Genomic DNA, 26527 nt, shown 5'->3' with positions numbered 1-26527 from the left:
AAATGGCAATAACTTAGTTTTTGATGGACTAAATTTTACGCGGTAATGGCCCACACACCCAAAGCTGCGTTAAACACCATGCACTCACACGCAAACACACATTATAAAAATACGTTGAGAGTTTTATGACTATAACAACAATTAAAAACCACGCCGATGTTGGCAATTTAAACCTTGCTGAAATATCACCAGCGCAACTTCCTCGCTCTACTTATCATGCCATTTTACAATCGGCCCAAAACTTTGGTGATGCAACCGCTATTGAATACATTTTAGATGGCGACTGTATTAGCGAAGCGCAAATTCCGTTTGCAAAAAAACTTATTCACCGCATTTTAATGACCTTTAAAGGCAAAAGCTTTGCTAATCCGCACCGTAAAATGAGTTACAAAGCGCTCGCAAAAAACGTAACAGGCCTTGGCAATGCATTGCACTCGTTGGGTATTACTAAAACCGAGGTAACCTCGCTGGTGTTACCTAACTTTCCAGAAACCTATGTCTCGCTTTGGGCAGCAGAGGCCGCAGGCATTGCAAACCCCATAAACCCCTTGCTTGATGAGTCCATAATGAAAGAAATTATGATCTCAGCCAATACCAAAGTAATTATTGCCCTAGGCCCAGTGCCTGGTAGCGATATTTGGCAAAAAGTAATGGCAATTAAAGAGCATATACCCGGCCTAAAAGCGGTTATTAGCTTATTTGGTGACGACATAGCGTGCTCGCAAAATAATAAAGTACCCGTGTATGGGTTTAAAAAGTTACTGGCTGCGCAAAATACGCAAGCAGCTAATTTTACTTTGCCTGAGCAAAGCGATGTGTGCGCGTATTTTCATACGGGTGGTACCACCGGCCTACCAAAGCTTGCAAAGCACTTGCACTTAAACCAGCTCACCAATGCAGGGCAGGTTAATTTACTTTCGCCAATAAACGCAGGCGACACCATGCTAGTAGGCTTACCCATATTTCATGTAAATGCGGCGGTAGCCACGGGCATAGCCTCGGTTATGAAAGGCTGTAAAATTTTACTCGCAAGCCCATCTGGCTTTAGGGGTAAAAACATCATTCAAAACTTGCTCACCCTAATTAATAATTACGATGTAGCCGTTATGACCGCCGTACCTACGGTTTACGCTGCTATGGTTGAGCAAATTACTTCGCAAAAAACGACTGTACCACCGCTTAAAATGAAGTTTGCCATTTGTGGGGCCGCGCCGCTTTCATCAGATTTACAAGCCCTGTTTACTAAACTAACCAAGACCCCACTGGTAGAGGGTTATGGCTCAACTGAGGGCAGCTCGGTAAGTACGTTAATGCCTGTAAATCCAATTAATAAAGAGGCTTCTGTAGGGCTACCAATACCGGGGATTACGCTTAAAATTGCCGATATAAACGAGCAAGGCACGCTTGTTAAAATGTGCGATACAATCGATGTTGGCGAAATAATAATAACCGGTAATAACGTATTTCCGGGTTACGTAGAAGATGCGCATAACCAAGGCGCATGGGTAGTTGATGAAAACGGCCAACAATATTTTAGAACCGGGGATTTAGGAAAAATTGATGAGAGCGGGTATGTATCGTTATGCGGTAGGCAAAAAGAGCTAATAATACGCGGCGGGCACAATATAGACCCCAAAATGATTGAAGATGCCGCAACCAGCCACCCCGATGTAACACTTGCAGCCGCCGTGCCACGCCCAGACAGCTACGCAGGCGAAGTGCCGGTACTTTACGTCATGCTAAGCCCACAGAGCATGCTTAAGCTTGATGATCTCACCACATATGTTAGCGCCAACATACCTGAGCGAGCAGCAATACCAAAAGCTATTTATATAATTGACGAAATACCGCTTACTGCTGTAGGTAAAATTTATAAGCCCGAACTGGTTTGCCTAGAAATAAAACAAACCATTACAGAGGCAATTAACGCGCATTTAAAAAACAAAGCCGTGCAAATAAACGTATTTGCTGATAAAAAGTTAGGCATAAAAGCAAATATTTTTGTGAATGAAAACGAAATAAACGAGTTACAGCCTCAAATAAAGGCACTGTTAACCCCGTTTTCATTTAACTATGAAGTACTCGCTATAAAAACAATAACTAACGAGGTCGCCTAATTTGAATGCATCTTTTTTAACAGAAATAATATTACCCCTAGCCTTAGCGCTCATTATGTTTGGTATGGGTTTAGGGCTTACAACTACTGACTTTACAAGACTTTTTAAAAAGCCCATAGCAATTGCTATGGGCTTGGTAGGCCAAATTATCGCCATGCCGCTACTGGCTTTAGGTTTATGCTATTTACTTAATTTACCCACACCAATTGCAATAGGGTTAATGATTTTAGCCGCATGCCCTGGCGGTACTATGTCAAACGTAGTGAGCCAGCTAGCAAAGGCTAATTTAGCGCTTTCGGTAAGCTTAACCGCTGCCTCAACTGCTATTAGCATTATTACTACACCGTTTATTATTGGCTTTGCCATGCACCAATTTGCGCCGCAAGACGATGCCAGCTTTTCAATATTAACTACATCACTTGGGCTATTTGTAATCACCTTAGTGCCTGTAGCCGTAGGTATAAGCCTGCGCCATTTTAAAAGCGAATTTGCGATTAAAAGCGAGCCGTTTTTTAGGCGTTTTTCGTTATTTTTTATGCTCGCCATGATAGCCGCGCTAGTAATAAAAGAACGCGCCTTACTGGCAAGCTCGTTTAACGATGTGTTTTGGGCGTGTATAGCACTTAATATTGGTTCAATGATCATTGGCTTGCTAATAGCAAAGCTTTCAAAACTATCTTTAACTGATTCGTTAACACTTGGCATTGAAGTAGGAATTCAAAACGCATCGCTGGCTATTTTAATTGCTATAAGCTTTTTAAATAAGCCTGAGTATGCCGTAACTGGTGGTGTATATGGCCTTGCCATGTTTATTGGGCCGCTGTTATTAATTGCTGGGCTTAAGTTTAAAAACAAACGCCTTGTAAACGTTTAAAAAATAATGTGAAGCGCCAAATTTTAGTTCACTAAGTTTGGCGCTTTTTTTATAGCTATTAACGTTTAAAAATATGTTGTACTTGCCCGCGTAACCATACTAAAGCGTCGTCTTTATCAGTACTTTGATGCCAATATAAATGCTGATAAATAGCAGGCATAGTGGTGGGCACAGGCCTTGCTATTAGCGTGTCATCCAACAATTGACTGGCAACCATTGAAGGTAAAGTAAGTAAAAAAGGCGCGTCTTTTATTACCTCTTTCGCGGCAAAATAATTTTGACAACGTATAGCCACCTGCCTATTAAAACTCAATTGCAATAACGCAATATCTTCAATAACAGTACCTGTTGCCCGGTTAGATACCGCCACATGCTTAGCCGCTAAATAATTGTCTATATTGAGTTGGTTTTTAAGCGGGTGGTTTTTTTTCATGAGTACACAAAAGTGATCGCTTGAGAGAACAGCGTGGCTAATGGGCGCTTTTATTGGCCGTGCTACATCAATTGCCATATCTATTTGATGATTAGCTAATTGCTTATGCATATCTTCACGGCTTAATTTTACGCTCGCTAAGCTTGCATTGGGAGCATGTTTTGCCAGTGCAAGTTGCAATTTAGGCAAAACAATAGGTTCTATTGCATCGTGCAGAGCTATTTTAAAGGTTTGCGCAGTGGTCTCTAAATTAAAATCACCGCAGGCTTGTAGCACTTGGCGTAATTTTTCGAGTAAATCTATTAGCTCGGGTGCCATACGTTGGCACGCAGGGGTGGGCAGCATTAATTGCCCTTGGCGCTCAAATAACGGATCGTTTAATACAGTGCGCAAACGTTTTATAGCATGGCTAACTGCTGAGGGCGTTATGTACAACACCTTTGCGGTTTCGCTCATGTTTTTTTCACGGTATAGGCATTCAAATATTTTAAGTAAATTTAAATCTAACTGTTGAATATTTTTAGCTTCAATCATTATTACCCGCCCATACTATGAATGTAATTCACATTTAACTGGTAATATATTTCATTTAATTCATTGAGGCGAATGTTTTATGCTGGGTTAACTAAAAAATAAACAGGCAACCCTAATGAACTTCGAGCCAAGCCAAAAAAGCCAAGACTACCTAAAGCGTGTAACCGCCTTTATGGATGAACACATCTTGCCTATTGAGCAAGCAGTAGTTGCGCATAACCATGCTAAAAATAATTCAAACGATTGGACCACTTGGCAACTAAGTGAGCACATTGAGCCATTAAAAGCGAAAGCAAAAGCCGCTGGCCTGTGGAACTTATTTTTACCCGATGCAGAACTAGCACAAGGTTTAACCTGCTTAGAATACGCCCCTATTGCAGAGCAAATGGGTAAATGCTTATTTGCCTCAGAAATATTTAATTGTAACGCCCCCGACACCGGCAATATGGAAGTGCTTTATCATTTTGCAAACGATGGGCAAAAACAGCAATGGTTAACCCCATTATTAAATGGCGATATTCGCTCAGTATTTGCCATGACCGAGCCCGATGTCGCTTCATCAGATGCGACAAACATGCAAGCAACCATAGATGTTGATGGCGACGAGCTTATTTTAAATGGCAAAAAATGGTGGACCACCGGCCTTGGTCATCCTAATGCACAGGTGGCTATTTTTATGGGGCTTTCCAACCCCGAAAACGATAAACACAGCCAGCATTCAATGGTACTTGTGCCGCTAAACACACCCGGTGTAAACATTAAGCGTATGCTAAGTGCCTGTGGCGATTTTGATGCCCCCTACGGCCACGGTGAAATGGAGTTTAATAACGTACGCGTACCAAAACAAAATCTTATTTTAGGGTTAGGCAAAGGCTTTGCCATTGCACAGGGGCGCTTAGGGCCTGGGCGAATTCATCATTGTATGCGCGCAATTGGCGCAGCAGAGCGCTGTTTAGAGCTCATGATTAAACGAGGCCTGTCGCGCAGCGCTTTTGGTAAACCCTTACTTAAATTAGGCGGTAATTTAGAACGTGTAGCGCAAGCGCGTATGGCAATAGATCAAGCCCGTTTATTAACCCTACACGCGGCATGGAAAATAGACACTCAAGGCGTTAAACATGCCATGACCGAAATATCGAGCATAAAAGTAGTCGTGCCTAATATGCTGCAAATGGTCTCAGATATGGCAATACAAGTGTTTGGTGGCGCTGGGGTGTCGAGCGACTTTCCTATTGCCTCGTTTAATGCAATGGGGCGTATTTTACGCCTTGCAGATGGCCCAGACGAAGTACATATGGGCATGGTTTCGCGCCTCGAACTTAACAAATACCGCTAAGGCAACACCATGAAAACACGACTAATCATAACAGGTGGAGCCACAGGGCTGGGTAAAGCGTTAGCCCTGAGTTATGCAAGTAATTTGGGCGCTAACTTACAAATTTGTATTGCAGATATAAACGCCGAGCGTGCAGCCACAACCATTAGTGAGCTGCAAGCACTAAAAGCCGATGCTTTTTTTTATGCCTGCGATGTAACCAAGCAAGCAGATGTAAAGGGGCTTTACGATATTATCCAAACTAAGTGGCAAGGCGTAGATATTGTTATTAATAATGCAGGTGTAGCAACGGGCGGCTCGCTTGAGGGCGAATCGCTTGAGCAATGGAAGTGGATTATGGATATTAATTTGCTCTCTATGGTGCGGGTGTGCCAAACGTTTTATCCCGTATTTAAGCAACAAGGCAGTGGCTACTTTATTAATATAGCCTCACAAGCAGGGCTTACCCCTATTCCGTTTATGAGCAGTTATAACGCCGTAAAAGCGGCGGTTATTGGCTTTAGCGAAACCTTAAAACTTGAACTCGCCCACGATAATATAGATGTAAGCGCAGTGTGCCCAAGTTTTTTTAAAACCAATCTTGATGAATCAATGCGCACTAGCGAGCCGGCCATGAAAACCATGCTTAACCGTGCCTTTGAGCGCTCCCCCATAAACGCAGAGCAAGTTGCCGATATTATTTATACGCAGTCACTCAAACGCCCATTTTTAATTTTGACCCATAAATTAGGTAAACAGGCCTTTTTAATGAAAAAACTACTCCCCGTTGAGTGGTACATTAAAAGCATGCTGAAAAAAACACGCTCTATGCAACGTTTAAAATCAAAATAATAAAGGCTAGCAATGAACACACAATTATTAGATCAAGCCAAAAACGTACGCCAAGGCGAAGAGCTCGACACACAAAAAGTAGATGCCTGGCTTAAGCAACACATTACACAATTAACTGGCGAGCCAAGTGTTACTCAATACGCAGGGGGGGCATCAAACTGGACCTACTGCCTAGAGTACCCAGAGCAATCGCTTATTTTACGCCGTGCGCCCAAAGGCACCAAAGCCAAAGGCGCACACGATATGGGCCGCGAGTTTAAATTACAGCAAGCGCTAAAACCAGTTTACGGCTATGTGCCAAATATGGAGGCGTTTTGCGACGATGAAAACATACTCGGCACCGATTTTTACGTTATGGAAAAGCTTACGGGGATAATTCCGCGTAAAAATTTACCACGCGGATTAACCCCCACGCCCGAGCGCACCAAAAAGCTGTGCGAAAACGTACTCGACTGCCTAGTAGAGTTACACAAAGTAGATTACAAACAGGCCAACTTAAGCCATTTAGGCAAAGGCGAAGGCTACACACAGCGCCAAATTAGCGGCTGGAGCGAGCGCTTTACTAAAGCCAAAACTTGGAATGTACCCAGCGGCAAAAAAGTAATTAAATGGCTTGAAAACAACATGCCAAGTAACGAGCGCATTTGCATAACACATAACGATTTTAGGTTTGATAACGTTGTGCTTGATGCAAACGACTACACCAACGTACTGGGTATTTTAGATTGGGAACTTGCCACCCTTGGCGACCCACTTATGGATTTGGGTAATACTCTGGCTTACTGGGTAGAGCCAGGAGATGACTTTTTAGCCCAAGCCACGCGCCGTCAACCCACTCACTTAGAGGGTATGCTAACGCGCAAAGAAGTGGTGGCCTACTACTGTAAAAAAATGAATATAACCGTAGATGACTTTACCTTTTACGAAGTGTACGGACTATTTAGACTTGCCGGCATTGTGCAGCAAATTTATTACCGCTATCACCATGGGCAAACTAAAAACCCCGCCTTTAAACACTTTTGGGTGTTTGTACATTACCTTTTATGGCGCTGTAAAAAAGCCATTAACAACCAAGGTAAAGTCTAATGTGTATTTTATATTTAGTACGCCATGGGCAGGCCAGTTTTTCGGCTGATAATTACGATACGCTCTCAACAAAAGGGCAACAGCAAGCCACACTATTGGGTGAATATTTAGCACAAAAGCAGCTTACGCCCGATGCTGTATTTGCAGGCAGTATGCTGCGTCATAATCAAACCGCAGAGCTTAGTTTAGCAAGTGCTAATAATACGCCTGTGGTAATAAACGATGCGCGATTAAACGAATACGATCACGAGCATATTTTAGCCGTTTATAACCCACAACTTGCCACCCCAAGCCAAGTTCGGGCGGTACTTAGCAAGCAAGCCGAGCCTATGGAATACTTTAAAACGGTATTTATTAGCGCCATACAGGAATGGGTACTCAATCCCGACAGCACTCAATATAACGAAAGCTTTAATGCATTTACTGCGCGTGTACTGGGCGCACTTGAACAAATAGCCAATGAAAACCACGGTAAAAAAGTACTTATTTACACCTCTGGCGGGCCTATTAGCATTATAACCAGCCATTTAATGGGGCTACAGCTCGAGCGCTTTATTGATATTAATTGGAGCTTAGTAAACGCAGGCGTAACCAAAGTAGTGGCGCGCGGTAAAGGGGCAAACCGTCAGTTAAGCATTAGCAGTTTAAACGAACATCACTTTTTAGAGTGCCACCCACAACAAAAATTAATTACATACACCTAAGGATCTAATTATGCGCAAAAACATACTAATAACAGGTGCAAGTTCAGGCTTAGGCAAAGGCATGGCAAAAGAGTTTGCAAAACAAGGTTGTAATCTTGCTTTATGTGCTCGGCGCTTTGAGCTGTTAGAGCAGCTAAAAAGTGAGCTTGAACAAATAAACCCAAATATAACCATTAGCATAAAAGTGCTTGATGTTAACGACCACGAACAAGTATTTAGCGTATTTAATGCCTTTAAAGAAGAGCTTAACGGCCTTGATAGAGTAATTATAAATGCTGGTATGGGCAAGGGGGCTTCTATTGGTACGGGTTACTTTAATGCCAATAAACAAACCGCACAAACTAACTTTGTGGCCGCACTGGCGCAAGCTGAGGCCGCAATGGAAATTTTTAGAGCGCAAAACCATGGTCATTTAGTGACTATTTCATCTATTAGTGCTGTACGTGGTTTTAGGCGCGCCATGACCGTTTACGCCGCCACTAAAGCGGCTATTACCTCATTAAGTGAGGGGATACGCATAGATGTAATGCACACGCCTATAAAAGTAAGCTGTGTACATCCAGGTTTTATAAGAAGCGAAATAAACGAAAAAGTAAAAACAGTGCCGTTTATTGTTGATACCGAAACTGGCTGCAAAGCACTGGTAAAAGCAATAAATAAAGAAAAAGCCAACAGCTTTGTGCCAAGCTGGCCTTGGGCATTTCTGCATTGGATTTTACGCATAGCACCGCTGAGTACAATTCGTAAAATGTCGTGAGTGTTATAAATTTTGGGTATTAAAAAAAGTGGCAAATGCCACCTTTTTTAATTGTTTAATACTTATAAAAGTGCAAACAACTTTTTAAGCTGTGGCATGTATTCACTTACTAATGCTAAATTACTTTCGCTAACAAGTGACTCGGTTGTATCAGCAGCGCTTGACGCATTACCTAACGAACCCATTAACGATGTAGCGCCTTTATCTTTAGCGCTTTTCATGCTTTGAAAACCACCCATTAATTTGTTTGCTGTTTCTTTATTTTCATCAGACAAACCCGATTTAAGGTTTTCTATGTATGCCATAGACACTTCAGAACCCACGGTAATTAACTGCTCAGGCGTAAAGCCATAGCGAGTTGTTACGCTCGCAAAGCTTTTATACAGTGATTGCTCTTTAATCATATTGAGGGCTGTATTTGCAAGCGCGCCTTGCTCTGCTGTAGTTTGATCTGCGGTTGCACCTAGCATGCTGCCTAAGTCTACGTTTTTTAACGCGTCTTGAGAGCTCGCCCAGCTTGTTATAGCAGGTAAGGCTTTCATGTAGCTTTGTAAATCACCTTCGGTGATATCTTTAGCAAAACCAGAAAAGCTCATTGCTAACAAGCTCAGTGATACAAGTAATTTTTTCATGCTGGTACTTCCTATTATCGAAAATCGATTATTATATTAGGCCCGTATAAAGGCTGCGCAATTAAAAACTAAATAATTGCCTATGCCAATCTAAATTTATTTATTGGCGTAAATGTATACTCAACTTTGCATTAACCGCCTATTTAGCTTATTCACCCTAAGTCAATGTACAAATGGTACAATGCATTTTTAGCAACGGAAACTGAACGCAATGTTAACAATTTCTAATACAGTCACTATTGATGAGTGGGAATTAGAGCTCACCGCTATTCGTTCTCAAGGTGCCGGTGGCCAAAACGTTAACAAAGTCGCCAGCGCCATTCATTTACGTTTTGATATTAATCGCTCTAAATTACCAGACTTTTACAAAGAACGTTTACTTGCTTTAAACGATTCGAGGATCACCAAAGAGGGTGTTCTCATCATTAAAGCACAAAGCCACCGTACCCAAGAGCTTAACCGCGAAGACGCGTTAAAACGCTTAAAAGATCTCATATTAAGCGCTACCAAGGTCAATAAAGCCCGCCGTGCAACTAAACCAAGCCGTAATTCGCAGCGTAAACGCATGGATAAAAAAACTAAACACGGCCAAACAAAAGCATTGCGCGGTAATATTAAGTTTTAGCAATAAACCTAAATGGATGCGCCTAGCTATATTAGTGCAAGGCGCATTACATATTAAAAGTTAAGTAGGTTAGCAGGAGAGTATTGGTCGGTTAGAATTTTGGTGTTTTTAGGCCAATCTTGCTCATCTTGTGTGTACTGCATGTAATTGCTTATGGCGTTTATATCTACATCATATTTTTTAAGCTTGGGCCCAAGCGCTTTAACACGTTTGTTAAGTTGAGCCTTAGTTGGCATAGCTTTAATACCCGCTAAAATAATACGGTTGCTTCGATTAGCGCGGCTTACGTTAATAAAATCGCCAAACACGCTATGGTAAGTTGCCGACTCGTGCTCGTATAGCTTGCTACTCGAAAATGTATTTGCAGCAACTACGCCGCCATCAGCCAACACACCTTTAACCTCTTCAAAAAACTCTTTGGTTAACAGGTGCTCAGGAATGTAGTCACCGTTAAACGCATCAAGAATGATCCAATCGTACTTTTTCTTTTTAATAGCCGCGCGTTTAATAAAAATACGGCCATCTTGAACACTAGATGTCACTTTATCGTTTTCAATAAAGCTAAAGTAGTCGCGAGCCACACTCAATACAGCGGGGTCTATTTCTACATTGTGTATTTTAGCCGCAGGGTATAACTCATGAATAACATTCGACAATGTGCCTCCCCCAAGCCCAATAATTAATACATTTTTAGGGTTTTCGGTTACTAATAAACTCGCAAAAGTAAGCTTTGTGTAGTTGAAAACGAGCTTGTCGGGGTCGTTTTTGTACATGCAACTTTGACTTGTTTGGCTACTTTTAGTGTTAAATTTTAAGCAGCGTAAATCGCGAGTTTCATCAACAATAATATTTCGGTATAAAGAGCGCTCTTCATGAATAACATTAGCTAAAGCAGCGCCTGAAAACACACTAAGTGCTAAAAATACATATTTAAGCATGCGCAAGCTCCTTATTATTAGCAACACTGTTTACAGCAATTGCAACAACACCTAACACACCCAACGTAGTAGCAAAGGCACTAATAATGGTGTTTACATCAAACGCGAGTACAAAGTAAAAAGAGGTAATAATAGTGCCCAAGGCACTGCCAAGCGTGCTTACAAAATATAAAATGCCCGCAACTTGGCCGCTTCTTTCGCTGTCGGTAACCAGCAACCTTACTGAGTACGGCGAAATCATACCTAGTATAATGGTTGGAATAAAAAACAACGCAGTAGAAGCGAGTAACGAGCCATAACGGCTATCTTCAATATGGGTAAAAATAAATGCCATTATGGGCTCAGCAAACAACGTAATAGGCACAACCATAATGCTCGCAACTAAAAATATTAATCCGTATTTAGTCAGCGACGCATTTTTTGTACTAAGCTTACCGCCAAGCAAGTAACCAAACGACAAGCTAAGCATAAACACAGTAATAATACTGCCCCAAATATGTACACTACTGCCAAAATAAGGCGCTAAAATACGCCCTCCTAAAAGCTCAATCCCCATAATGCAAAAGCCACTGCAAAAGGCTAAAAAGTAAATCAAAGCGTTTGTTTTTAAAGTCATGTTTTTATCGTTATGTAACTATAAGTAGAGCACCATACTAACGTGATGCCACCAGAGTCGCCAGTGTAATAATTAGCCATTTGTAGGAATAAAAAAAAGTATTGCATATTAATTTATTGTGCTATCATTTTTGTTATAATATAACATAGTTTACTTTGTTGTATTGTCGGTTAATTGTACTTGTACCATTTCGCTTGATTAAGTGATCTACTTAAGTGTGGAAAAACGCGTTGATAGCCAGCCAAAATATTTGTTATTTAGTTGCTCTCGGCAATTGCTCCTGCTTTGCTCTACCTTCTGCATCTGTGCAGTCGTAAATAAGAGTTTTTTTACGCAGGTATTTCCACCTTTAGCCCCGCAAAGCGATTAAGTATTGTTGCGGATTAGTATTTTTAACCACCTTGCTATTTGTAATGTAGTTTTCATCCTAAAGCGCTTTAGTGTAGTGGCTAAAGCGCTTTTTATAACGAATACATGAGTTTATTAAGCCACCCATCGGCCTTCGATGGTTTATAAATTAACACAATGTCTTCATTGTAATGACTGTTAACCCCCTTTACAGTTAATTTTGTAAACCCTAAATCATCAATCACAAAATTTGGTAAATACGCCAACGCCAAGCCACTTTGTACTACCTCTATTAATGCACTGTAATCGCTACATCTAAATACAATATTGCGCGGTGCAATATCGTCTTGCCAGCCGTCGGAGCCTATTCCTTGTTCAAGGCCGCACAATGGCGAAAACAGCGGGCATGCAAAAGCTGCGTGCAGTAATTGATTTTTATTAAGCGTTAAAGAACCAGTTTGTACTAGCTGATGATCAGCGGCTCCAGCCAAACTAAACCCTGTATTAAATACATCAACCGCCACTAAATTAGCGTGAGAGCTGTTATTTAATGCCTCACGAGTTACTAGCGCAATATGTGCAGCGCCCGACGCCACTTGGCTTATAGCTTCACCTTCAAACACATTATTAATACGTACCGAACAGGGCAGGTTGCCAAGAGGGGGAAGTAACTTTTTTAAGCCACTTTTAAGTAAAATGGCAGGGCCTGCAATAACTGCATTAAATTTATGATTATCGCTTTTAAAACGGCTAGTAAGCTGCTGGTAATTATGAACTAAATCGCTACTGTGCTTAACAAACTCTTTGCCTTTATCATTAAGTACTAAGGTTTTGCCAACACGATTAAACAGCTCAGTGGCTAAGTTTGCCTCAACCTTTTTTAGCGTTTTAGACAGCGCCCCTGGGGTAATATTAAAATGTTTAGCGGTTGTGTGCAGGTTTTGCGAACTCGCCATATGAATTACTTTTTCAATGTCATCTAAATGCACAGCACCAAACCGTATTGATTAAAAGGAAACAACTAGCAACTTATTATCAATTATTTATACATAAAAATCAGCTTATAGTGGCGCTATATTTATTTTTGAGCATTAACATGAAACACATACTGCTAATTTTTATTTTATTGTCGAGCGCAGCACTTGCAAGCGCCCCTCAGCACAATGCACACAACACACATAAAACCCACAGTTATGTGGGTTTTCATGGCATGGCGCTTATATTAGCCGGCGATAAAGTACTTGCCAGCCACATGCCTTTATACGCCCCCCCACACAACTACCAAATAGTGTACGAAGTAACTACAGATGACACCCACCTTAAAATAATTAAAAAAGCACTGAACGAGTCACTAAAAAAACAAACTCAGATCACCATTTTACCAACCAAATTTGATTTGAATTTATTAATAAATAAGCTGACACCCACATTAAATACCACTGTGTTTAATGGCCATTTTGAGCGCGGAGGTACGGCTCTGTTTTCGACAAAGCTGACTTTTAAAAACCCGTTATATGTAAAAAAGCTCGCTATAACAAAACCCACAAAAGCAGAGTTTGATTTAATAAAGTTATCTGCAGGGCAAGGGGTGGTAATTCATAAAATACAAAGTAAACCAAGCTATGACTCGTTAATTTTAGTAACACTAACTAACGGGAAATATAGCGGAGAATTAAAGTGTGATGCGCCAGTAAACACAGCGCTTGCAAGTAAGCTGATGGCCTGTTTTAAAATCGTTCCAAGCTATTTAGAAACTCGCGATTTTGCAGTTAATTAATCTATAGCCCTATATACAATGACAGCCACTGCTCAATATTGAAGTGTGACATGTAGTGGCTGATACCTGAAGTTAGCGTTTAGATGGAAAGATTATAAATGCATGACTGGCTGTTATGAGCGAGAAGCGTTCATTGATATTGGCTAAATCTCGTCGTTAATTAATTTTTTAAACTGCTCTTTGCGCATATATTCATGAAAGTAAGCGCTGCGCGCATATTGGTTAATTTAACTTTACCTAAAAACTTTAGAAAACTTTAGAAAACTTTGCGATAGTAATACCTTAGGTAATTTGTTAAAACTATATAATGTAGAAAAATGAGCGTAGCGTCGGCAGAAATATGCGCGACGAGTGCACTATTAAATTGTTATGAGCTTTAGTCGTCGTGTTAATTTTAAATAAAAGGAATTTTAAGTGTTTTATTTGCAGCTAGTATTTTCAATATTGTTTGTTTTTCTAACTATCTATGGGTATGTAAAAAACAAACGAAACACTATGCTTCTAGGCGCTATGTGTTTGGTAATTGCGACCGCGGTAGAGCCATTCTCTAAAGGTTTTAACGATGGTTTTTCCAGTGCTAAAGAGCAACTGAAAGAATCAAATGGAAAGGACTAAGGTTTGAAATCAGCTCATAACAAATCTATCAACCGGATGTTGGCAAGAGCGGCCAACACAGGTTATAAGTGAATGAAGTGAATGGGGTCAAATCTTGACTTAAGACATTAAAGTCGATGTCTGCAATTGGCACTTAGCTGAGCCTCGGCAAAGAGCGAGAAGCAGTCATTCAGTTGAGTCATCATTTGTTTAGTAATAATAAGAGGAAACTTTCCTCTTTTTTACATGTTTATATAAGCTACAGAAAGCATAATATATATATCTGGTAATAACTTATAGTATTTGTTATTAATATGAGCTCACAACATTAGGATGTTTTCGCGCTAAAATAGGGAAAGTGTCTTCTAATAAAACTGTTAGCAATAACAAGGATGTTTCTTGAAATACTTTACCATTATTGCACTCATATTATCCTTCAATTCATTTGCTAATGTATTCGAAAAGATAAATTGTGCCTCTTATGAACCTACTAAATATCTTAATAAAACAGTATTAAAAGGTACTGTTAAAAGTGAGGTTACAGAGGTTGGCGTAAAAGAGTTTCTTGAATCTACACAAAATGATTCAAAGCCAAGAATATGGAAGCTTGAACTTTTGGATAGAGCGACAGGTAAGTACAAAAAGTCTTTTCCTAGAAGCTCACCTTACTCCGATGAAAAAACGGCTATTGAGCACCAAATAATACAGCCACATGTAGTTATAAACTTGGGGAAAAAGAGCATCACAGGTAGTAATAATGGTGAATTCGGAGGTGAGTTACTTTTAATCGATGAAAACGATAAGATCACACTCATCGAGCGTATGAATGTAAAAGATATTTTTGAAATGCCTTTCGGTTTAGTTGTCACATCAGGCTTAGCCCATTTATCGTGGAATTATGGTGATATTCATTTCATAAACTCAGATTTTGAAATTGAAAAGTTATATAGCTTAGTCGGTATGCCCGTATCAACATGGCATCTGGAAAGTGGCGCTCTTCTTATTAATAGTTACCCATCGGGCTCTCAGGTTTTAACTAAGAATGGCTATATGAAACGTGTGCAATGTATTGCTAACAAGGCAAATTAAAAGCGTGGACAAAAAACAGTTGGCTTTGTTCGTGCTTCATATTGTCTGCAGTCAAGATTTGCCCCTCGGCTTTTATACAGGCTGCATGTATGAGAGAAAGCCCTTTTAACCTAAAATAAAGCCACGCAAACGCCGCAATTCCTTCCAAAACGCCAATTAAAACAACTACACATTGTCATCTTATATTTGATGTAAAATAGCGATAACTGATTGAACCAAAATAGGAACTCGGCTATGGTTGCTTCACTAACAAAAACAAATAAAAAACGAGTTAGTCTACAGGCTTTTTATAAGTATTAGTGTTTTCATCAAACAAGGAGTTACTATGTCGAAGAATTGGAAATGCCCGAAATGTGATTGTACTGATTACGACACAGATACAATTGCTACCACAGGTAGTGGTTGGTCTAAAGTTTTTGATATGCAAAATCGCAAGTTTACAGCAGTTATTTGTTCTAATTGTACTTACACTGAATTTTATCGTGGTAAAGCTAGTACGCTAGGTAATGTATTTGATTTATTTACTAATTAAGTGAATGGGAGCAAATCTTGACTTCAGACATTAAAAACCTTCGATGTCTGCTCATCGCACTCAGCAGTCACTTGATAACCTAGAATACTGATAATAATTGGCAAGATATTTTGCTTTAGTGATTAGTTTTTTCGGCGGCCACAATGGCCGCTAATATGGTTTAATACTAGTCAAAGGCACATACGTACTTATTGCGCTGTTTGTGTGATTATAAACCCACTATGGCGCTGCGCCTTTCCATTAAAATTACATTGCGCCACACACCATTCAATTTACCTAGTTTCTCTCGGTTTCCAACCTGCCTAAAACCATTGCGAGCATGTAAAGCAATACTATTAATATTTTCAGGGAAGATACTGGCTTGTAGCATCCATATACCGTTGCTTTCTGATTCATTAATGAGTTCACAAAGCAATGCGTGCCCTAAACCTTTACCTTGGGCTTGGTTTGCAACATATACACTTACCTCGGCAACGCCCGAGTATACCTCACGGCTAGAAACGGCAGATAACCCGGCCCAGCCAAGCACCTTTTCATCCTCAACTGCTACAAGACGACAATAGTTGAGCATAGAACTATTCCACTGTTGCCAACTTTTCGCTTCAGTTTGAAAGGTCGCGTTGCCGGTATCAATACCTTGCTGATAAATATTTTGAACGGCTAAAAAATCGTTCTCTGAAAATGATCTTATGATCACAGTATTTCCTTTCAACTATTATTATTCCGTAAAATTAGCGGTCTACTTATCAATGAGTTAACGGCTAATTTTAATAACCGCTAACATATCGTCGTCATCCTCATCGAGGCCTACTTCTTCGAACCCAAAACTTGTATAAAAGTTTTTAGCAACAGGATTTTGCGGGTTATAACAAATCTCGATTTGTTCAAGCTTAGGAGTTGCTTTAATCTCTTCAATTGCCATAGCCAGTGCTTTGCGCCCAATGCCTTTATTTTGATGAGTTTGATCTACCATAAAGCGCCAAATAGAAACCTTTGCAGGGATTTCTTGTACCCACATAAAAAAGCCTACTGGTACACCATTTAAGTAAATAGCTTTACAGGTATACCCGCTATTGTAGTGCGCCTCAACTAACGACCACATATTACACGCTACGTATTCTTCTTGCGTTTTAGTAACATCCAATTCGCATATTGCTTCGTAGTTATCGGCGGTGATGTCTTCCAGTGACAGATTCATGTTTTTCCTTTAGAACAACTTAGTGTAATTAGTAAGCTACCAATGAATGTACCTATAATCAATCAAATGAATAGATTGATTTTTATAACCCCCTAAATTAGCCAAATTAATAATCTACAAGCCGATTTAACACAAAAAGGCCGCAGTAATAAATACTGCGGCCTTTGTTTTTAGCTAAACTTTTTTAGATTAGCTATGTTTAGTAAGCGCCTGCGCTGTAAATAAGCTCGTAGCTGTGGCTGTAAATCTCAAGGATGTTACCAAACGGGTCTTCCATGTAGATCATGCGGTACGGCTTTTCGCCAGGGTAGTAGTAACGTGGCTCTGGCATACGTTTTTTACCACCTGCAGCGACAATACGGTCCGCTAAGCCTTCCACATCTGGGTCTTGTACACAAAAATGAAAGATACCGGTTTTCCAGTATTCAAAGTTGTCTTTAGGGTTTTCTTGGTCTTTAAATTCGAAAATTTCTACACCAATACGGTCGCCTGTTGAAAGGTGCGCTATTTTAAATTTTTCCCAATTTGGACCAAATACATCGGTACACATTTCGCCAATAGGGCTGTTATCTTCAGTGATCACGGTAGGCTCCATTATGGTGTACCAGCCCATCACCTTAGTGTAAAACTCTACGGCTTTTTCAACATCTGGTACTGAAATACCAATGTGCGAAAAACTACGTGGATATGTATGACTCATAATCTGTCCTCTTTAACGTGTGGCTTGTTTTGTAACGAGTTGATGGAGTTAGTTTACGAACCATGCGTTATTAAGTAAAATTATCATTAATCATCATTTTGAGTATGTTCTGTAATGATAAACCCGACATGGTTAAACACGTTTTGCACGTTGGTTGAGGTAAATCATTTTACCCAAACCGCCGAGCGCTTATTTATGACCCAATCTGGCGTAAGTCAGCATATTAAAAAGCTAGAGCAGCAAGTAAACTGCGCGCTATTAGAGCGCCACGGCAAACAATTTACCCTTACCGTACATGGGCAAAATTTGTATCAGCAAGGCAGTTTATTATTAAAAGAATGGCAATTTTTAGAACAGCAATTAAAAGATGATTCACCTTACAGCGGTTTAGTAAAAATACAATCGCCTGGTAGTTGTGGGCTAAAGTTTTACAATCAATTATTAGCAATGCAGGTAGAGCACAAGGAGCTAGTTATAGATTACCGCTTTGCTCCAAATACCAGTGTTGAACAAGCGGTGGCAAATCATAGTGCCGATATTGGGTTTTTAACTCAAGCGCCAACACTTAGCGAAGTTACTAGCCACAAAATTGGTAAAGAAGCTTTATTATTAGTAACACCTGCACATATTAAAAACCCAACGTGGGAGGTTTTATGTGAGCTTGGCTTTATTGGCCACCCCGATGCAAAACACCACGCGCAGCTATTACTTAGCGAAAACTACAGTGAGTTTGAGCATGTTGATCAAATTAAGCGTACGGGGTTTTCTAACCAAATAAGTTTAATACTGGAGCCGATAAGTTTAGGGTTGGGTTTTACGGTTTTACCTGCGCATGCTGTTAGCGCATTTAATAAACCTGCGCTTATTAAAACGCACCACTTAGTTAATCCGATTAGCGAAAATATTTATGTGTGCCATCACCGTAATAGGCCAATGGCAAAGCGCATGAATACAGTAATTGAAGCAATAAAAGCAGGCTAGGCCGCGTATAACGGCGCCCGTAAAGCCCTTTACAGCGTTGGTTTTTGATAAGCCTCAAAAAAAGGGGCTCGTTTTTAACTTATCAATTTGGCTTTTAAATCAACTAAATCGGTTGCTGTGGTGGTTGGCTGAATTTCCCATGGGTCAAAAATAGAATCCTCAGAACGCTTTATCCACGCACCGCGCATGCCATGCGAAATAGCGCCGGTTATATCAAACGGATTACTCGAAATCAGCCACGTGTTTGCACCCGTTGAATTTGCCTCGCGCAAAAAGTGGCTGTAAACACCTGGGTTTGGTTTAAATGTTTTCATATCGTCGGCGCTTACAACACCTTCAAAATAATTACTTATGCCTGCCGTTTCGAGCAAAGTATTTACCGCATCAGCAGCGCCATTAGAAAATGCAAACAACCTGTAATTTTGTGCTTTAAGTTGCTCAAGCCCTTTTTTAACATCGTCAAAGGCGGGTAAAATTTTATATTGTTCAAGCAATTGCTGTTTTTGATCATCAGAGAGTGGTGTTTTGTGCGCTAGGCAAGCGTAGTCTAACGCCTGTTTAGTACACACTGAAAACGGAACATAGTTTTGCATTAAGCCGCGCCTAAACGAATACTCCAACTGTTTTTCACGCCATGTATTTGAAAAATTTTGCGCTTTATCGCCAATCATATTTTCAAGTAAAGATAGTACGCCGTGGGTGTTTATAAGCGTGCCGTATACGTCAAATGCGAGTGTGGTTGCCATGTTTGCTCCCAAAATTTTAGTTACTTGTAGCCTAATTGTTTCGAGCTTAACTTACTTTGAACAACTGCTCAACGTTATTAATTTGTTATATAAGAAGGTGCAGCAACAACACCCGCGCCATAAACGCTAACAGAAACCCCGCAACATTTTAATTAAGGAAACAGCACTTTCAAACCCGAGATACTCGCTCGTTTTAGAATGGCTAAAACGGCTGTTGAGCTTATAAGTGCTAGTTATAAATCAAATTAAGTAATAGCTAAAAGTAGAGGGTTACTGATTTATCTTATTCCTTTAGACTTTGTCTAATAGGCAAAATAAGGATAACGGGTCGGTCAATAAATTTGATGTCAGAACTAAGACTTTACCCCTTTTGCTTCTTATACATTTTGAAAACTATATTAATTTTATAAACTAAACTATAAATAAGTATTGTCTTTATCGTTGGATTCTTATTATGAAATATAAGGTAGTAACCATATGGTTTTTAACATTCTTTATTGTTGGGTGTGAACTCGAGGGAGATGATGGAGTTTCCGGAGCACAGGGGCAATCTGGTCCTCAGGGAGAGCCTGGTCCTCAGGGTATAGCAGGGCTGAGTTGTTGGGATTTAAATGAAGATGGAAATAAAACCATGCCTGATGAAGATACAAACTCCGACGGCGTTATCGATGTATATGACTGTCGTACCATTATAGATTTAAGCCCTACAAATACTCTTGTAAATAGCACTACGCAAACAATAACAAATCAACACACTCGACAATCCTATTCTTCTGCATTTGCATTAGGCATTACATTGTTTACAGGTTCAAGTGAGGACTATGAAAATGCGACCGTCGACGGCAATTGGCATGCACTAGACAATTTAGCAGCAGATCCTATCCAAGATCCTTGTGGGCTATGGAAATGGGAAAGTACACCTGGAAGGTCTTATAAACTACAAGCAGAAAATGCAGTGGCTTATAACGTTAGGCATATGCTTGCAATTGCATTATATTCAGCAGATCCAGCAGAAGATGCACATTTTGGTTTTGAACAATGTCAAAATGCATGCTTATCAGATAATAACTGTACTGGCGCGTTTTACTCTGTAGAGGACGGCACTGACAACTCTTTGAATTGTAAACTGCTGCGTGATGTGGGATTTGAGATAGACAGTGCGACAGAGTTTTCCGGATTTCAAACTGAAGAAATAGGTTTCGCTTCGGCAAATATTCAAAATAGTCCGATATATATTGGCGTCATTAGTGTTTGTGAGTAGTGCTCTAAAACTTTTTATACGAGTGAGCACGACAATAAAGCTAGGTTAAACAATGCTCATCAAGGAGCATCGTTGAATCTGAAAGTGATGAGCAAAGTGGCACTTCAAACCTGATGTATTAGCGATTCATCTTTTTCCGACTTTCTACTTAATAAGTAATTGGATTTCCAACATCTAAATTGAAGTAAAAATTATTTTCGGAGTTTAAAAATGAAGAACCAAAGAGGCTAGAAGTGTAAATCTAAACTTCAGATATTATAGCTTCTACCTGTCTGCTGATGGCACTCTCCAGCCCATTGAAAAAACTAGCGGCTTGGTTAAATTTATTTAATTACGCTAGATTTTGTTGCACTCAACCCGATCAATATTCAACAAACTTAAAACCTTTTCCCTAGCACCTTTTGCCTTTCACCTTGCATTTTAACTGTAAACCCCCGTTACATTTTGATTAAAAAAGCCACACCTCAACATGTGTTAAAGTGTGGCTTTTTTGTAGCAGCTATAACTAAAAATTAAGCGACATTCGCTGCTAATAGTTCGTTACGTACTAGCTCTGCACCTTTGCTAAGAGCGTTGAGTTTGCCGTTTGCAATATCGCGGGGTAGGGGTGCCATGCCGCAGTTGGTGCAGGGGTAGAGCTTGTCTGCATCAACGTATTTAAGCGCTTCGCGTAGGGTTTTTGCCACCTCTTCAGGGGTTTCTATAGTGTTGGTGGCTACATCGATTGCGCCTACCATTATTTTTTTACCGCGTACGAGTTCAAGTAGCTCTATGGGTACATGTGAGTTTTGGCATTCTAGCGAAATAATATCTATATTCGATTTTTGCAGCTTAGGGAATACTTCTTCGTATTGTCGCCACTCGGTACCAAGGGTTTTCTTCCAATCGGTGTTGGCTTTAATGCCGTAGCCGTAACAAATATGCACGGCGGTTTCGCACTTTAACCCTTCTATGGCTCGCTCTAGGCAGGCTATACCCCAGTCGTTTACGTCGTCAAAAAACACGTTAAAAGCGGGTTCATCAAATTGAATTATATCAACCCCTGCGGCTTCTAGCTCTTTGGCTTCTTGGTTGAGTATTTTAGCAAATTCCCATGCTAGTTTTTCACGGCTTTTATAGTGATCGTCATACAAGGTGTCTATCATGGTCATTGGCCCTGGCAGTGCCCATTTAATTGGTTGACTGGTTTGCTGGCGTAAAAACTTGGCGTCTTCAACAAATACCGATTTAGTGCGAGACACAGGCCCAACCACTGTGGGTACGCTGGCATCGTAACGGTCGCGAATTTTAACCGTTTTACGGTTTTCAAAATCAACGCCATTTAAGTGCTCAATAAAGGTAGTTACAAAGTGTTGGCGGGTTTGTTCGCCGTCGCTGACTATATCTACGCCTGCGGTTTGTTGTTCGTGCAGAGCAATTCGCAGGGCGTCGTGTTTGCCATCAACCAGCTCATTGCCTTGTAATTTCCACGGTGACCATAAGGTTTCGGGTTCGGCAAGCCATGACGGTTTTGGCAAGCTGCCTGCTGATGATGTGGGTAATAGTTTTTTCATAATAAATGCTGCCTTTAATTTTGTTGTGTGATTAAGCGATACTTGCCGAGAACTGCTGCAGCACTGACTGATAAGGCTTAATAAAGTGCTGCTCGGTAAATTTACCTTGCTCAACCGCTAATTGACCTCGCTCTGCGCGGTCATACACAATTTGCGTTAATGAATGATCGTCATTTTTTAAATTAGGTTTATAACGGCTACCTGCGGCGGCGTTGGCGTTATAAATTTCTGGACGATAAATTTTTTGAAACGTTTCCATGGTGCTAATGGTGCTAATTAGTTCAAGGTTGCTGTAGTCGTTAAGTAGGTCACCAAAAAAGTAAAACGCTAACGGTGCAACGCTGTTTGGTGGCATAAAGTAGCGCACTTGTAGGCCCATTTTTTTAAAATATTGCTCTGTTAACGACGACTCATTAGGCTGATACTCTACGCCTAAAATAGGGTGTAAATTTTCGGTTTGCTGATAGGTTTTGTTATCAGACACGCTTAAACAAATAACCGGTGGCTTTTTAAAGTGCTGTTTATAGGTATTTGAGTTTACAAAGCATTTAAACAACTTGCCGTGTAAGTCACCAAAGTTATCAGGGATACTAAATTGCGGTTTGCTTTTGTTATGCTCAAGCAATAACACGCTAAAGTCGTAGTCGCGTACATACGATGAAAAGTTATTTCCCACCATGCCTTCAAATTGCTCGTTGGTTTGGCGGTCAATAATATTGGTTTTTAATACCTCAATTGACGGAAATGCCTGACCACTGCCTGCAATGTCTAAATCGACCGAAATGATCTTGAGCTCAACCGCGTAACGATCCCCTTGTGGGTTATCCCAACTGGCCAGTGCATTAAAACGATTGTTGATCATTTTTAGGGTATTACGCAGGTTTTGTTGGCGGCTTTCACCCCTTGCTAAATTAGCGAAGTTGGTCGTAATACGTGTGTTGTTTGATGGGTGGTAGTTTTCGTCCAAGTTAGTGCTTTTAATAGTAAATGTAAGATCAGTGCTCATAGCCGTATCCTTTCAATTTGAGTAGTTACTGCTTTTATTAACTGGTTGTTAAACCGACATAACGGTTAAGCAGTAGTGATGCTTTGCAGAGTTAATGAATTTATACGCGGTATGTAGCATGAAGAAAAACGGGTTTATTTCAGGTAAAACATGAGACAGATTCACGCTTGAGTGAATTCATTAAGTTAGTAATATTGATTAGTTGCTGATGAGAGGTAAAACCCGATTTAGACGTCTAGATTTCTATTTAATAAAGTAAGCTATGCAGTTTATTCATATAAAACCTGAATAATATTCAACGCTTTTAGAACACGCTTATCGTTTGTACTGGTAGGTATGCTATTTAATAAAGTCTAATCAATTTAATAACTTAAAAGTCACAACCCACGTTAAAAATTTAATATAAAGCTAAATGAGGAAATGTTTATTTTTTAAATACAATTTAGTATTTAAAAATAGGGCGCTTAGTTAAACACATTGATAACTACGTGACGAGTAGCGCTAAGCTTACGTTGTTTGAGCGTGCTTTATAAATTCATCGTAAATGCTGTCTTTAATAAGCCTGTCGGGCGTAAAGGCATAATAATGCTGATAAACATTTTCAATTGTACCAATATAGTTAACGTCGTAATGACGCTCTACTTCGGCTCTTACCGAAATAGGCGCAGGGAATATGCCAAACCCTTGTTCACCTAACGACTTCATTAATGCGCTGTCGTCAACATGACCAGCTATTGTCATTTCAATCTTGTGTTCTTGCAGCCAATAATACATAGCACGCGCAACGGGGCTTTCTTTTGCAGGCAGCACTAAAGGCTTGTTATTTAAAGATTGCGGAAACTGCTTATGTAACTGCGAATGCCATGTTTTGTTTCCAAAAAGAGCGATTTGGCTTTTGCCTATTTCATGGCAAAACGCCTTAAACGATAAAGTGGTATCGAGCGGTTTATCGGCTAACACTAAATCAAGCTTATGAATCGCCATTTGTGCAAGCAGTTCATCTTGTTGGCCATCAATACAGTGTAAGTTGGTAATACGGTCGTTATTAATTAAAGGGGCTAGCCACTTTGACACCAGTGATTTGGGCAACACATCTGAAATACCGACCTTTAACGTTCGTGAATAGTTCGTGGTATCACCTTGCGTGGTTTCGAGCCATTCGTGGGCAATAGCAAACATATCATTGGTGTACTGCTGGGTTACATGGCCAAACTCCGTTAACTGTAGGCCTCGCCCTTGGCGAACAAACAGTGGTTTTCCTAGTCGTTGCTCTAAGTTAGTAATTTGTGAGCTGACCGTTTGCGGCGTTAAATTAAGTATTTTACTGGCCGCTGCAATACTGCCGTGCTTACTTACCTGCCAAAAATAATATAAGTGATTGTAGTTGATGTTGGTAATCATTCGAAAATACCTGTTTTAAAGTAAGAAATAATCAGCTTTTTCCTTTGACTCTAAGTTAGTAGATTACAGTCATGCCTGCAACATAGGTACTATTAAAAGGTGTAATTGCATGAAGCTAAAACTTACAGTTAAAAACAAGATAATTAACGCAAGTGAAAAGATGTCGCTTTTAAAGTTGATCAAAACACAATTGGCAATACATGCTTTAAATATTCGTAAAGTTGAGATTCAAATAAATGATCTTTCGAGTGATCGCCACGGCACTTTACAGCAGTGTAAAATTAATATTCTTTTACCTGGGCTACCCAGTATTAATGTAAATACAAAAGGACGAAGTATGCTGCAAGCGATAAAGCGGGCACTTAAAAGTTTGCAGCATATTCTCGTTAATAAGTATCAACCTTCGCAACCAAGCTCTTAATATCGCACTTGTAGTAGCAAGGATGCTACTTTTTTAATACCTCTCTAATTCCAAGCTGTGTTTAGTATTAAACGATTCAATTATTACCTATTGATCAGTATTCTTGTTCCTTTAATCTTTCAATCCAGCTGTAACCCCCGCACTATTTTGATTAAAAAGAGAGTGAAATTTCAGCCCCTAAATCCATAAAGTTTAGATAAAAAAGTAACTCAAACTCGTAATTAAGCACTAAATTTGGGTTTAGATTAATAAGAAAGTGTCTACCTAATGCCAAACAGATTTATTTACTTGAGAAAATTGAGGTAGATAGAGGATACTGTTAAGGTACTTTAAAATAATAAAAAATGCCTAACTAACGGCTAAAACCTCCTCCACCTCATAGGACGTTATCTGCTTAATTAAAGTATTAATATTCAAATTTAACTAATGAAGCGAAAATGGAAAATTTCACCAAACTATTAGCCGTTACACTTTATATATTTTCTTTGTCTGGCTGTACTTCAATTGGCAGTTACGTCATGTCAAACCCCGATATCTATCTTTCTGAAGCACAGTTTATAAAAGCAAAACCTAGCGACATTGGCTTTGAAAAACATACATTTTGCTCTTTTAGTACCACTCAATGCATAACATATCTGACTGCTGAACCTTATCAAGCAGCCGAATTTTCGCAAGAGAGTTCTGTTTATTACAACCTTCATGCAACTGGTAATAATGTAGAAAATACAATTTCACACAGAATGGCACCAGATACATTTAATCGTTTTAAAGGCACCGCTTTATTACTTCATGGCTATGGAGGCAGTAAAGAAGCAATGATGGCTTCAGCTATCTATTTTAGAGCGCTTGGTATGAACGTTATTATTCCAGATCTTTTTGGCCATGGTGAATCAACTGAAGCATTTGTATTTGCAACAAAAGAGCACGGCATTTTAAATGAGCTGCTTGCTGAACCACTTTTAAATCAAACAAATAACCCGACTGTTGTAGTCGGCCATTCTATGGGAGCACTTACTGCAAGCAACTTATTATCATCAGAGTATGTTGACGCTGCTATTTTACTTGCCCCTATGATGAGTTTTGAGGTTGCAGCTAAGGAGTACTTACCTTATAAATCGCCTTTGCTTAGTCATTTTTTTCATAGCGAGATTGATAATATTGTTAACCAAGCAATGTTTGAGGCAGGAGTAACCATTCAAGAAACAAATTTACTGCCTAAATTAACTGAGACTAAAAAGCCTGTATTGTTAATTAACTCAGATGTTGACTCTCTATCCCCACCGGCTTACTTTTCATATATACAAAATGAGTTAGTAAAAAAAATAACTTTTAATGCTCGCTCTCATTCAAGTTTAATGGTGTTTGATCGTGATGATGTTATCGAAATTGAAAACTGGCTAATAACATGGTGAGCCTTCGCTATTTTAGATGACATTG

At 39.8% G+C, this 26527-nt stretch carries 27 protein-coding genes; 15 read left to right on the top strand and 12 right to left on the bottom strand.

The window, feature by feature from the left end; all coding sequences use genetic code 11:
* Nucleotides 1–125 precede the first annotated feature (125 nt).
* Complete coding sequence (locus ATS72_RS16700; protein ID WP_058429328.1) at nt 126–2117, top strand: AMP-binding protein; 1992 nt, start codon at nt 126–128, stop codon at nt 2115–2117.
* Between the two features lies 1 nt (nt 2118).
* Nucleotides 2119–2991 carry a bile acid:sodium symporter family protein gene (locus tag ATS72_RS16695; RefSeq protein ID WP_058429327.1) on the top strand — a complete coding sequence of 291 codons (873 nt, stop codon included), beginning with the start codon at nt 2119–2121 and terminating at the stop codon, nt 2989–2991.
* Nucleotides 2992–3049: 58 nt separating this feature from the next.
* Here ATS72_RS16695 and ATS72_RS16690 read toward each other — a convergent pair whose 3' ends face one another.
* The gene (locus ATS72_RS16690) at nt 3050–3958 is read right to left on the bottom strand and encodes a LysR family transcriptional regulator (RefSeq protein ID WP_008132852.1); all 909 of its coding nucleotides are present in this window, start codon (nt 3956–3958) and stop codon (nt 3050–3052) included.
* 115 nt (nt 3959–4073) lie between these two features.
* Here ATS72_RS16690 and ATS72_RS16685 point away from each other — a divergent pair, with 115 nt between their 5' ends.
* Genes ATS72_RS16685 through ATS72_RS16665 form a run of 5 tightly spaced genes read left to right on the top strand, consistent with a single transcriptional unit; the run spans nt 4074 to nt 8672 of the window.
* On the top strand, nt 4074–5294 hold the full coding sequence (locus tag ATS72_RS16685) for an acyl-CoA dehydrogenase family protein (RefSeq protein ID WP_058429326.1): 1221 nt from the start codon (nt 4074–4076) through the stop codon (nt 5292–5294).
* Between the two features lie 9 nt (nt 5295–5303).
* Nucleotides 5304–6125 carry an SDR family oxidoreductase gene (locus tag ATS72_RS16680; protein WP_058429325.1) on the top strand — a complete coding sequence of 274 codons (822 nt, stop codon included), beginning with the start codon at nt 5304–5306 and terminating at the stop codon, nt 6123–6125.
* A gap of 12 nt (nt 6126–6137) precedes the next feature.
* Nucleotides 6138–7211 (top strand): phosphotransferase family protein, encoded by a 1074-nt coding sequence (locus ATS72_RS16675; protein ID WP_058429324.1) that lies wholly within the window; start codon nt 6138–6140, stop codon nt 7209–7211.
* Nucleotides 7211–7915, top strand: coding sequence for a histidine phosphatase family protein (locus ATS72_RS16670; protein WP_058429323.1), 705 nt, complete (start codon nt 7211–7213; stop codon nt 7913–7915). The genes ATS72_RS16675 and ATS72_RS16670 overlap by 1 nt, the downstream gene beginning before the upstream one ends.
* Nucleotides 7916–7925: 10 nt before the next feature.
* Nucleotides 7926–8672 carry an SDR family oxidoreductase gene (locus ATS72_RS16665; RefSeq protein WP_170865589.1) on the top strand — a complete coding sequence of 249 codons (747 nt, stop codon included), beginning with the start codon at nt 7926–7928 and terminating at the stop codon, nt 8670–8672.
* A gap of 62 nt (nt 8673–8734) precedes the next feature.
* Here ATS72_RS16665 and ATS72_RS16660 read toward each other — a convergent pair whose 3' ends face one another.
* The gene (locus tag ATS72_RS16660) at nt 8735–9304 is read right to left on the bottom strand and encodes a hypothetical protein (RefSeq protein ID WP_058429322.1); all 570 of its coding nucleotides are present in this window, start codon (nt 9302–9304) and stop codon (nt 8735–8737) included.
* A gap of 211 nt (nt 9305–9515) precedes the next feature.
* Between ATS72_RS16660 and arfB the strand changes: the two genes are divergently transcribed.
* The gene (arfB, locus tag ATS72_RS16655) at nt 9516–9929 is read left to right on the top strand and encodes an alternative ribosome rescue aminoacyl-tRNA hydrolase ArfB (protein ID WP_006793276.1); all 414 of its coding nucleotides are present in this window, start codon (nt 9516–9518) and stop codon (nt 9927–9929) included.
* A 53-nt stretch (nt 9930–9982) separates the two neighbouring features.
* Here arfB and ATS72_RS16650 read toward each other — a convergent pair whose 3' ends face one another.
* The 3 genes from ATS72_RS16650 to ATS72_RS16640 all read right to left on the bottom strand — a co-directional run bounded on the left by ATS72_RS16650 (nt 9983) and on the right by ATS72_RS16640 (nt 12820).
* Nucleotides 9983–10867, bottom strand: coding sequence for a spermidine synthase (locus ATS72_RS16650; protein WP_058429321.1), 885 nt, complete (start codon nt 10865–10867; stop codon nt 9983–9985).
* Nucleotides 10860–11483 carry a fused MFS/spermidine synthase gene (locus tag ATS72_RS16645; protein ID WP_008130517.1) on the bottom strand — a complete coding sequence of 208 codons (624 nt, stop codon included), beginning with the start codon at nt 11481–11483 and terminating at the stop codon, nt 10860–10862. Before ATS72_RS16645 ends, ATS72_RS16650 begins: the two co-directional genes overlap by 8 nt.
* A gap of 461 nt (nt 11484–11944) precedes the next feature.
* Complete coding sequence (locus ATS72_RS16640; protein WP_058429320.1) at nt 11945–12820, bottom strand: LysR family transcriptional regulator; 876 nt, start codon at nt 12818–12820, stop codon at nt 11945–11947.
* 107 nt (nt 12821–12927) lie between these two features.
* Here ATS72_RS16640 and ATS72_RS16635 point away from each other — a divergent pair, with 107 nt between their 5' ends.
* From ATS72_RS16635 to ATS72_RS16620, 3 genes are all read left to right on the top strand, one after another.
* A complete protein-coding gene (locus tag ATS72_RS16635) occupies nt 12928–13608 on the top strand; it encodes a hypothetical protein (RefSeq protein WP_058429319.1) in 681 nt (226 codons plus the stop codon).
* A gap of 993 nt (nt 13609–14601) precedes the next feature.
* Entirely contained in the window at nt 14602–15291 is a 690-nt protein-coding gene (locus ATS72_RS16625; RefSeq protein WP_006793269.1) for a hypothetical protein, read from the top strand.
* A 325-nt stretch (nt 15292–15616) separates the two neighbouring features.
* Nucleotides 15617–15823, top strand: a complete 207-nt coding sequence (locus tag ATS72_RS16620; protein ID WP_006793268.1) for a zinc ribbon domain-containing protein — start codon at nt 15617–15619, stop codon at nt 15821–15823.
* Nucleotides 15824–16031: 208 nt separating this feature from the next.
* Here ATS72_RS16620 and ATS72_RS16615 read toward each other — a convergent pair whose 3' ends face one another.
* The 3 genes from ATS72_RS16615 to ATS72_RS16605 all read right to left on the bottom strand — a co-directional run bounded on the left by ATS72_RS16615 (nt 16032) and on the right by ATS72_RS16605 (nt 17721).
* Nucleotides 16032–16520 (bottom strand): GNAT family N-acetyltransferase, encoded by a 489-nt coding sequence (locus ATS72_RS16615; protein WP_058429318.1) that lies wholly within the window; start codon nt 16518–16520, stop codon nt 16032–16034.
* A gap of 57 nt (nt 16521–16577) precedes the next feature.
* Nucleotides 16578–17021 (bottom strand): GNAT family N-acetyltransferase, encoded by a 444-nt coding sequence (locus ATS72_RS16610; RefSeq protein ID WP_058429317.1) that lies wholly within the window; start codon nt 17019–17021, stop codon nt 16578–16580.
* Between the two features lie 199 nt (nt 17022–17220).
* The gene (locus tag ATS72_RS16605) at nt 17221–17721 is read right to left on the bottom strand and encodes a lactoylglutathione lyase family protein (RefSeq protein ID WP_008130525.1); all 501 of its coding nucleotides are present in this window, start codon (nt 17719–17721) and stop codon (nt 17221–17223) included.
* Between the two features lie 114 nt (nt 17722–17835).
* Here ATS72_RS16605 and ATS72_RS16600 point away from each other — a divergent pair, with 114 nt between their 5' ends.
* Complete coding sequence (locus ATS72_RS16600; RefSeq protein ID WP_058429316.1) at nt 17836–18702, top strand: LysR family transcriptional regulator; 867 nt, start codon at nt 17836–17838, stop codon at nt 18700–18702.
* A 74-nt stretch (nt 18703–18776) separates the two neighbouring features.
* Here the strand turns inward: ATS72_RS16600 and ATS72_RS16595 are convergent, their stop codons facing one another.
* Entirely contained in the window at nt 18777–19448 is a 672-nt protein-coding gene (locus ATS72_RS16595; RefSeq protein WP_058429315.1) for a haloacid dehalogenase type II, read from the bottom strand.
* 454 nt (nt 19449–19902) lie between these two features.
* On the opposite strand from ATS72_RS16595, the gene ATS72_RS16590 reads away from it, so the two are divergent.
* Entirely contained in the window at nt 19903–20709 is an 807-nt protein-coding gene (locus tag ATS72_RS16590) for a collagen-like triple helix repeat-containing protein (RefSeq protein WP_058429314.1), read from the top strand.
* 512 nt (nt 20710–21221) lie between these two features.
* On the opposite strand, the gene ATS72_RS16585 is transcribed toward ATS72_RS16590, so the two are convergent.
* The 3 genes from ATS72_RS16585 to nhaR all read right to left on the bottom strand — a co-directional run bounded on the left by ATS72_RS16585 (nt 21222) and on the right by nhaR (nt 24669).
* Nucleotides 21222–22262, bottom strand: coding sequence for a methionine synthase (locus ATS72_RS16585; protein ID WP_058429313.1), 1041 nt, complete (start codon nt 22260–22262; stop codon nt 21222–21224).
* A 31-nt stretch (nt 22263–22293) separates the two neighbouring features.
* Nucleotides 22294–23268 (bottom strand): DUF1852 domain-containing protein, encoded by a 975-nt coding sequence (locus ATS72_RS16580; protein ID WP_058429312.1) that lies wholly within the window; start codon nt 23266–23268, stop codon nt 22294–22296.
* A 507-nt stretch (nt 23269–23775) separates the two neighbouring features.
* Nucleotides 23776–24669, bottom strand: a complete 894-nt coding sequence (nhaR, locus tag ATS72_RS16575) for a transcriptional activator NhaR (protein ID WP_058429311.1) — start codon at nt 24667–24669, stop codon at nt 23776–23778.
* A 109-nt stretch (nt 24670–24778) separates the two neighbouring features.
* Here nhaR and ATS72_RS16570 point away from each other — a divergent pair, with 109 nt between their 5' ends.
* Complete coding sequence (locus ATS72_RS16570) at nt 24779–25090, top strand: hypothetical protein (protein ID WP_058429310.1); 312 nt, start codon at nt 24779–24781, stop codon at nt 25088–25090.
* 437 nt (nt 25091–25527) lie between these two features.
* Nucleotides 25528–26502 carry an alpha/beta hydrolase gene (locus ATS72_RS16565; protein WP_058429309.1) on the top strand — a complete coding sequence of 325 codons (975 nt, stop codon included), beginning with the start codon at nt 25528–25530 and terminating at the stop codon, nt 26500–26502.
* Nucleotides 26503–26527: the final 25 nt, after the last annotated feature.

Source organism: Pseudoalteromonas sp. 13-15 (assembly GCF_001468205.2).
In the GTDB taxonomy this organism is placed as follows: Bacteria; Pseudomonadota; Gammaproteobacteria; order Enterobacterales; family Alteromonadaceae; genus Pseudoalteromonas; species Pseudoalteromonas marina.
Note: the sequence above shows the minus strand (reverse complement) of the source record. Positions and strands in the feature narration are given on the sequence as shown.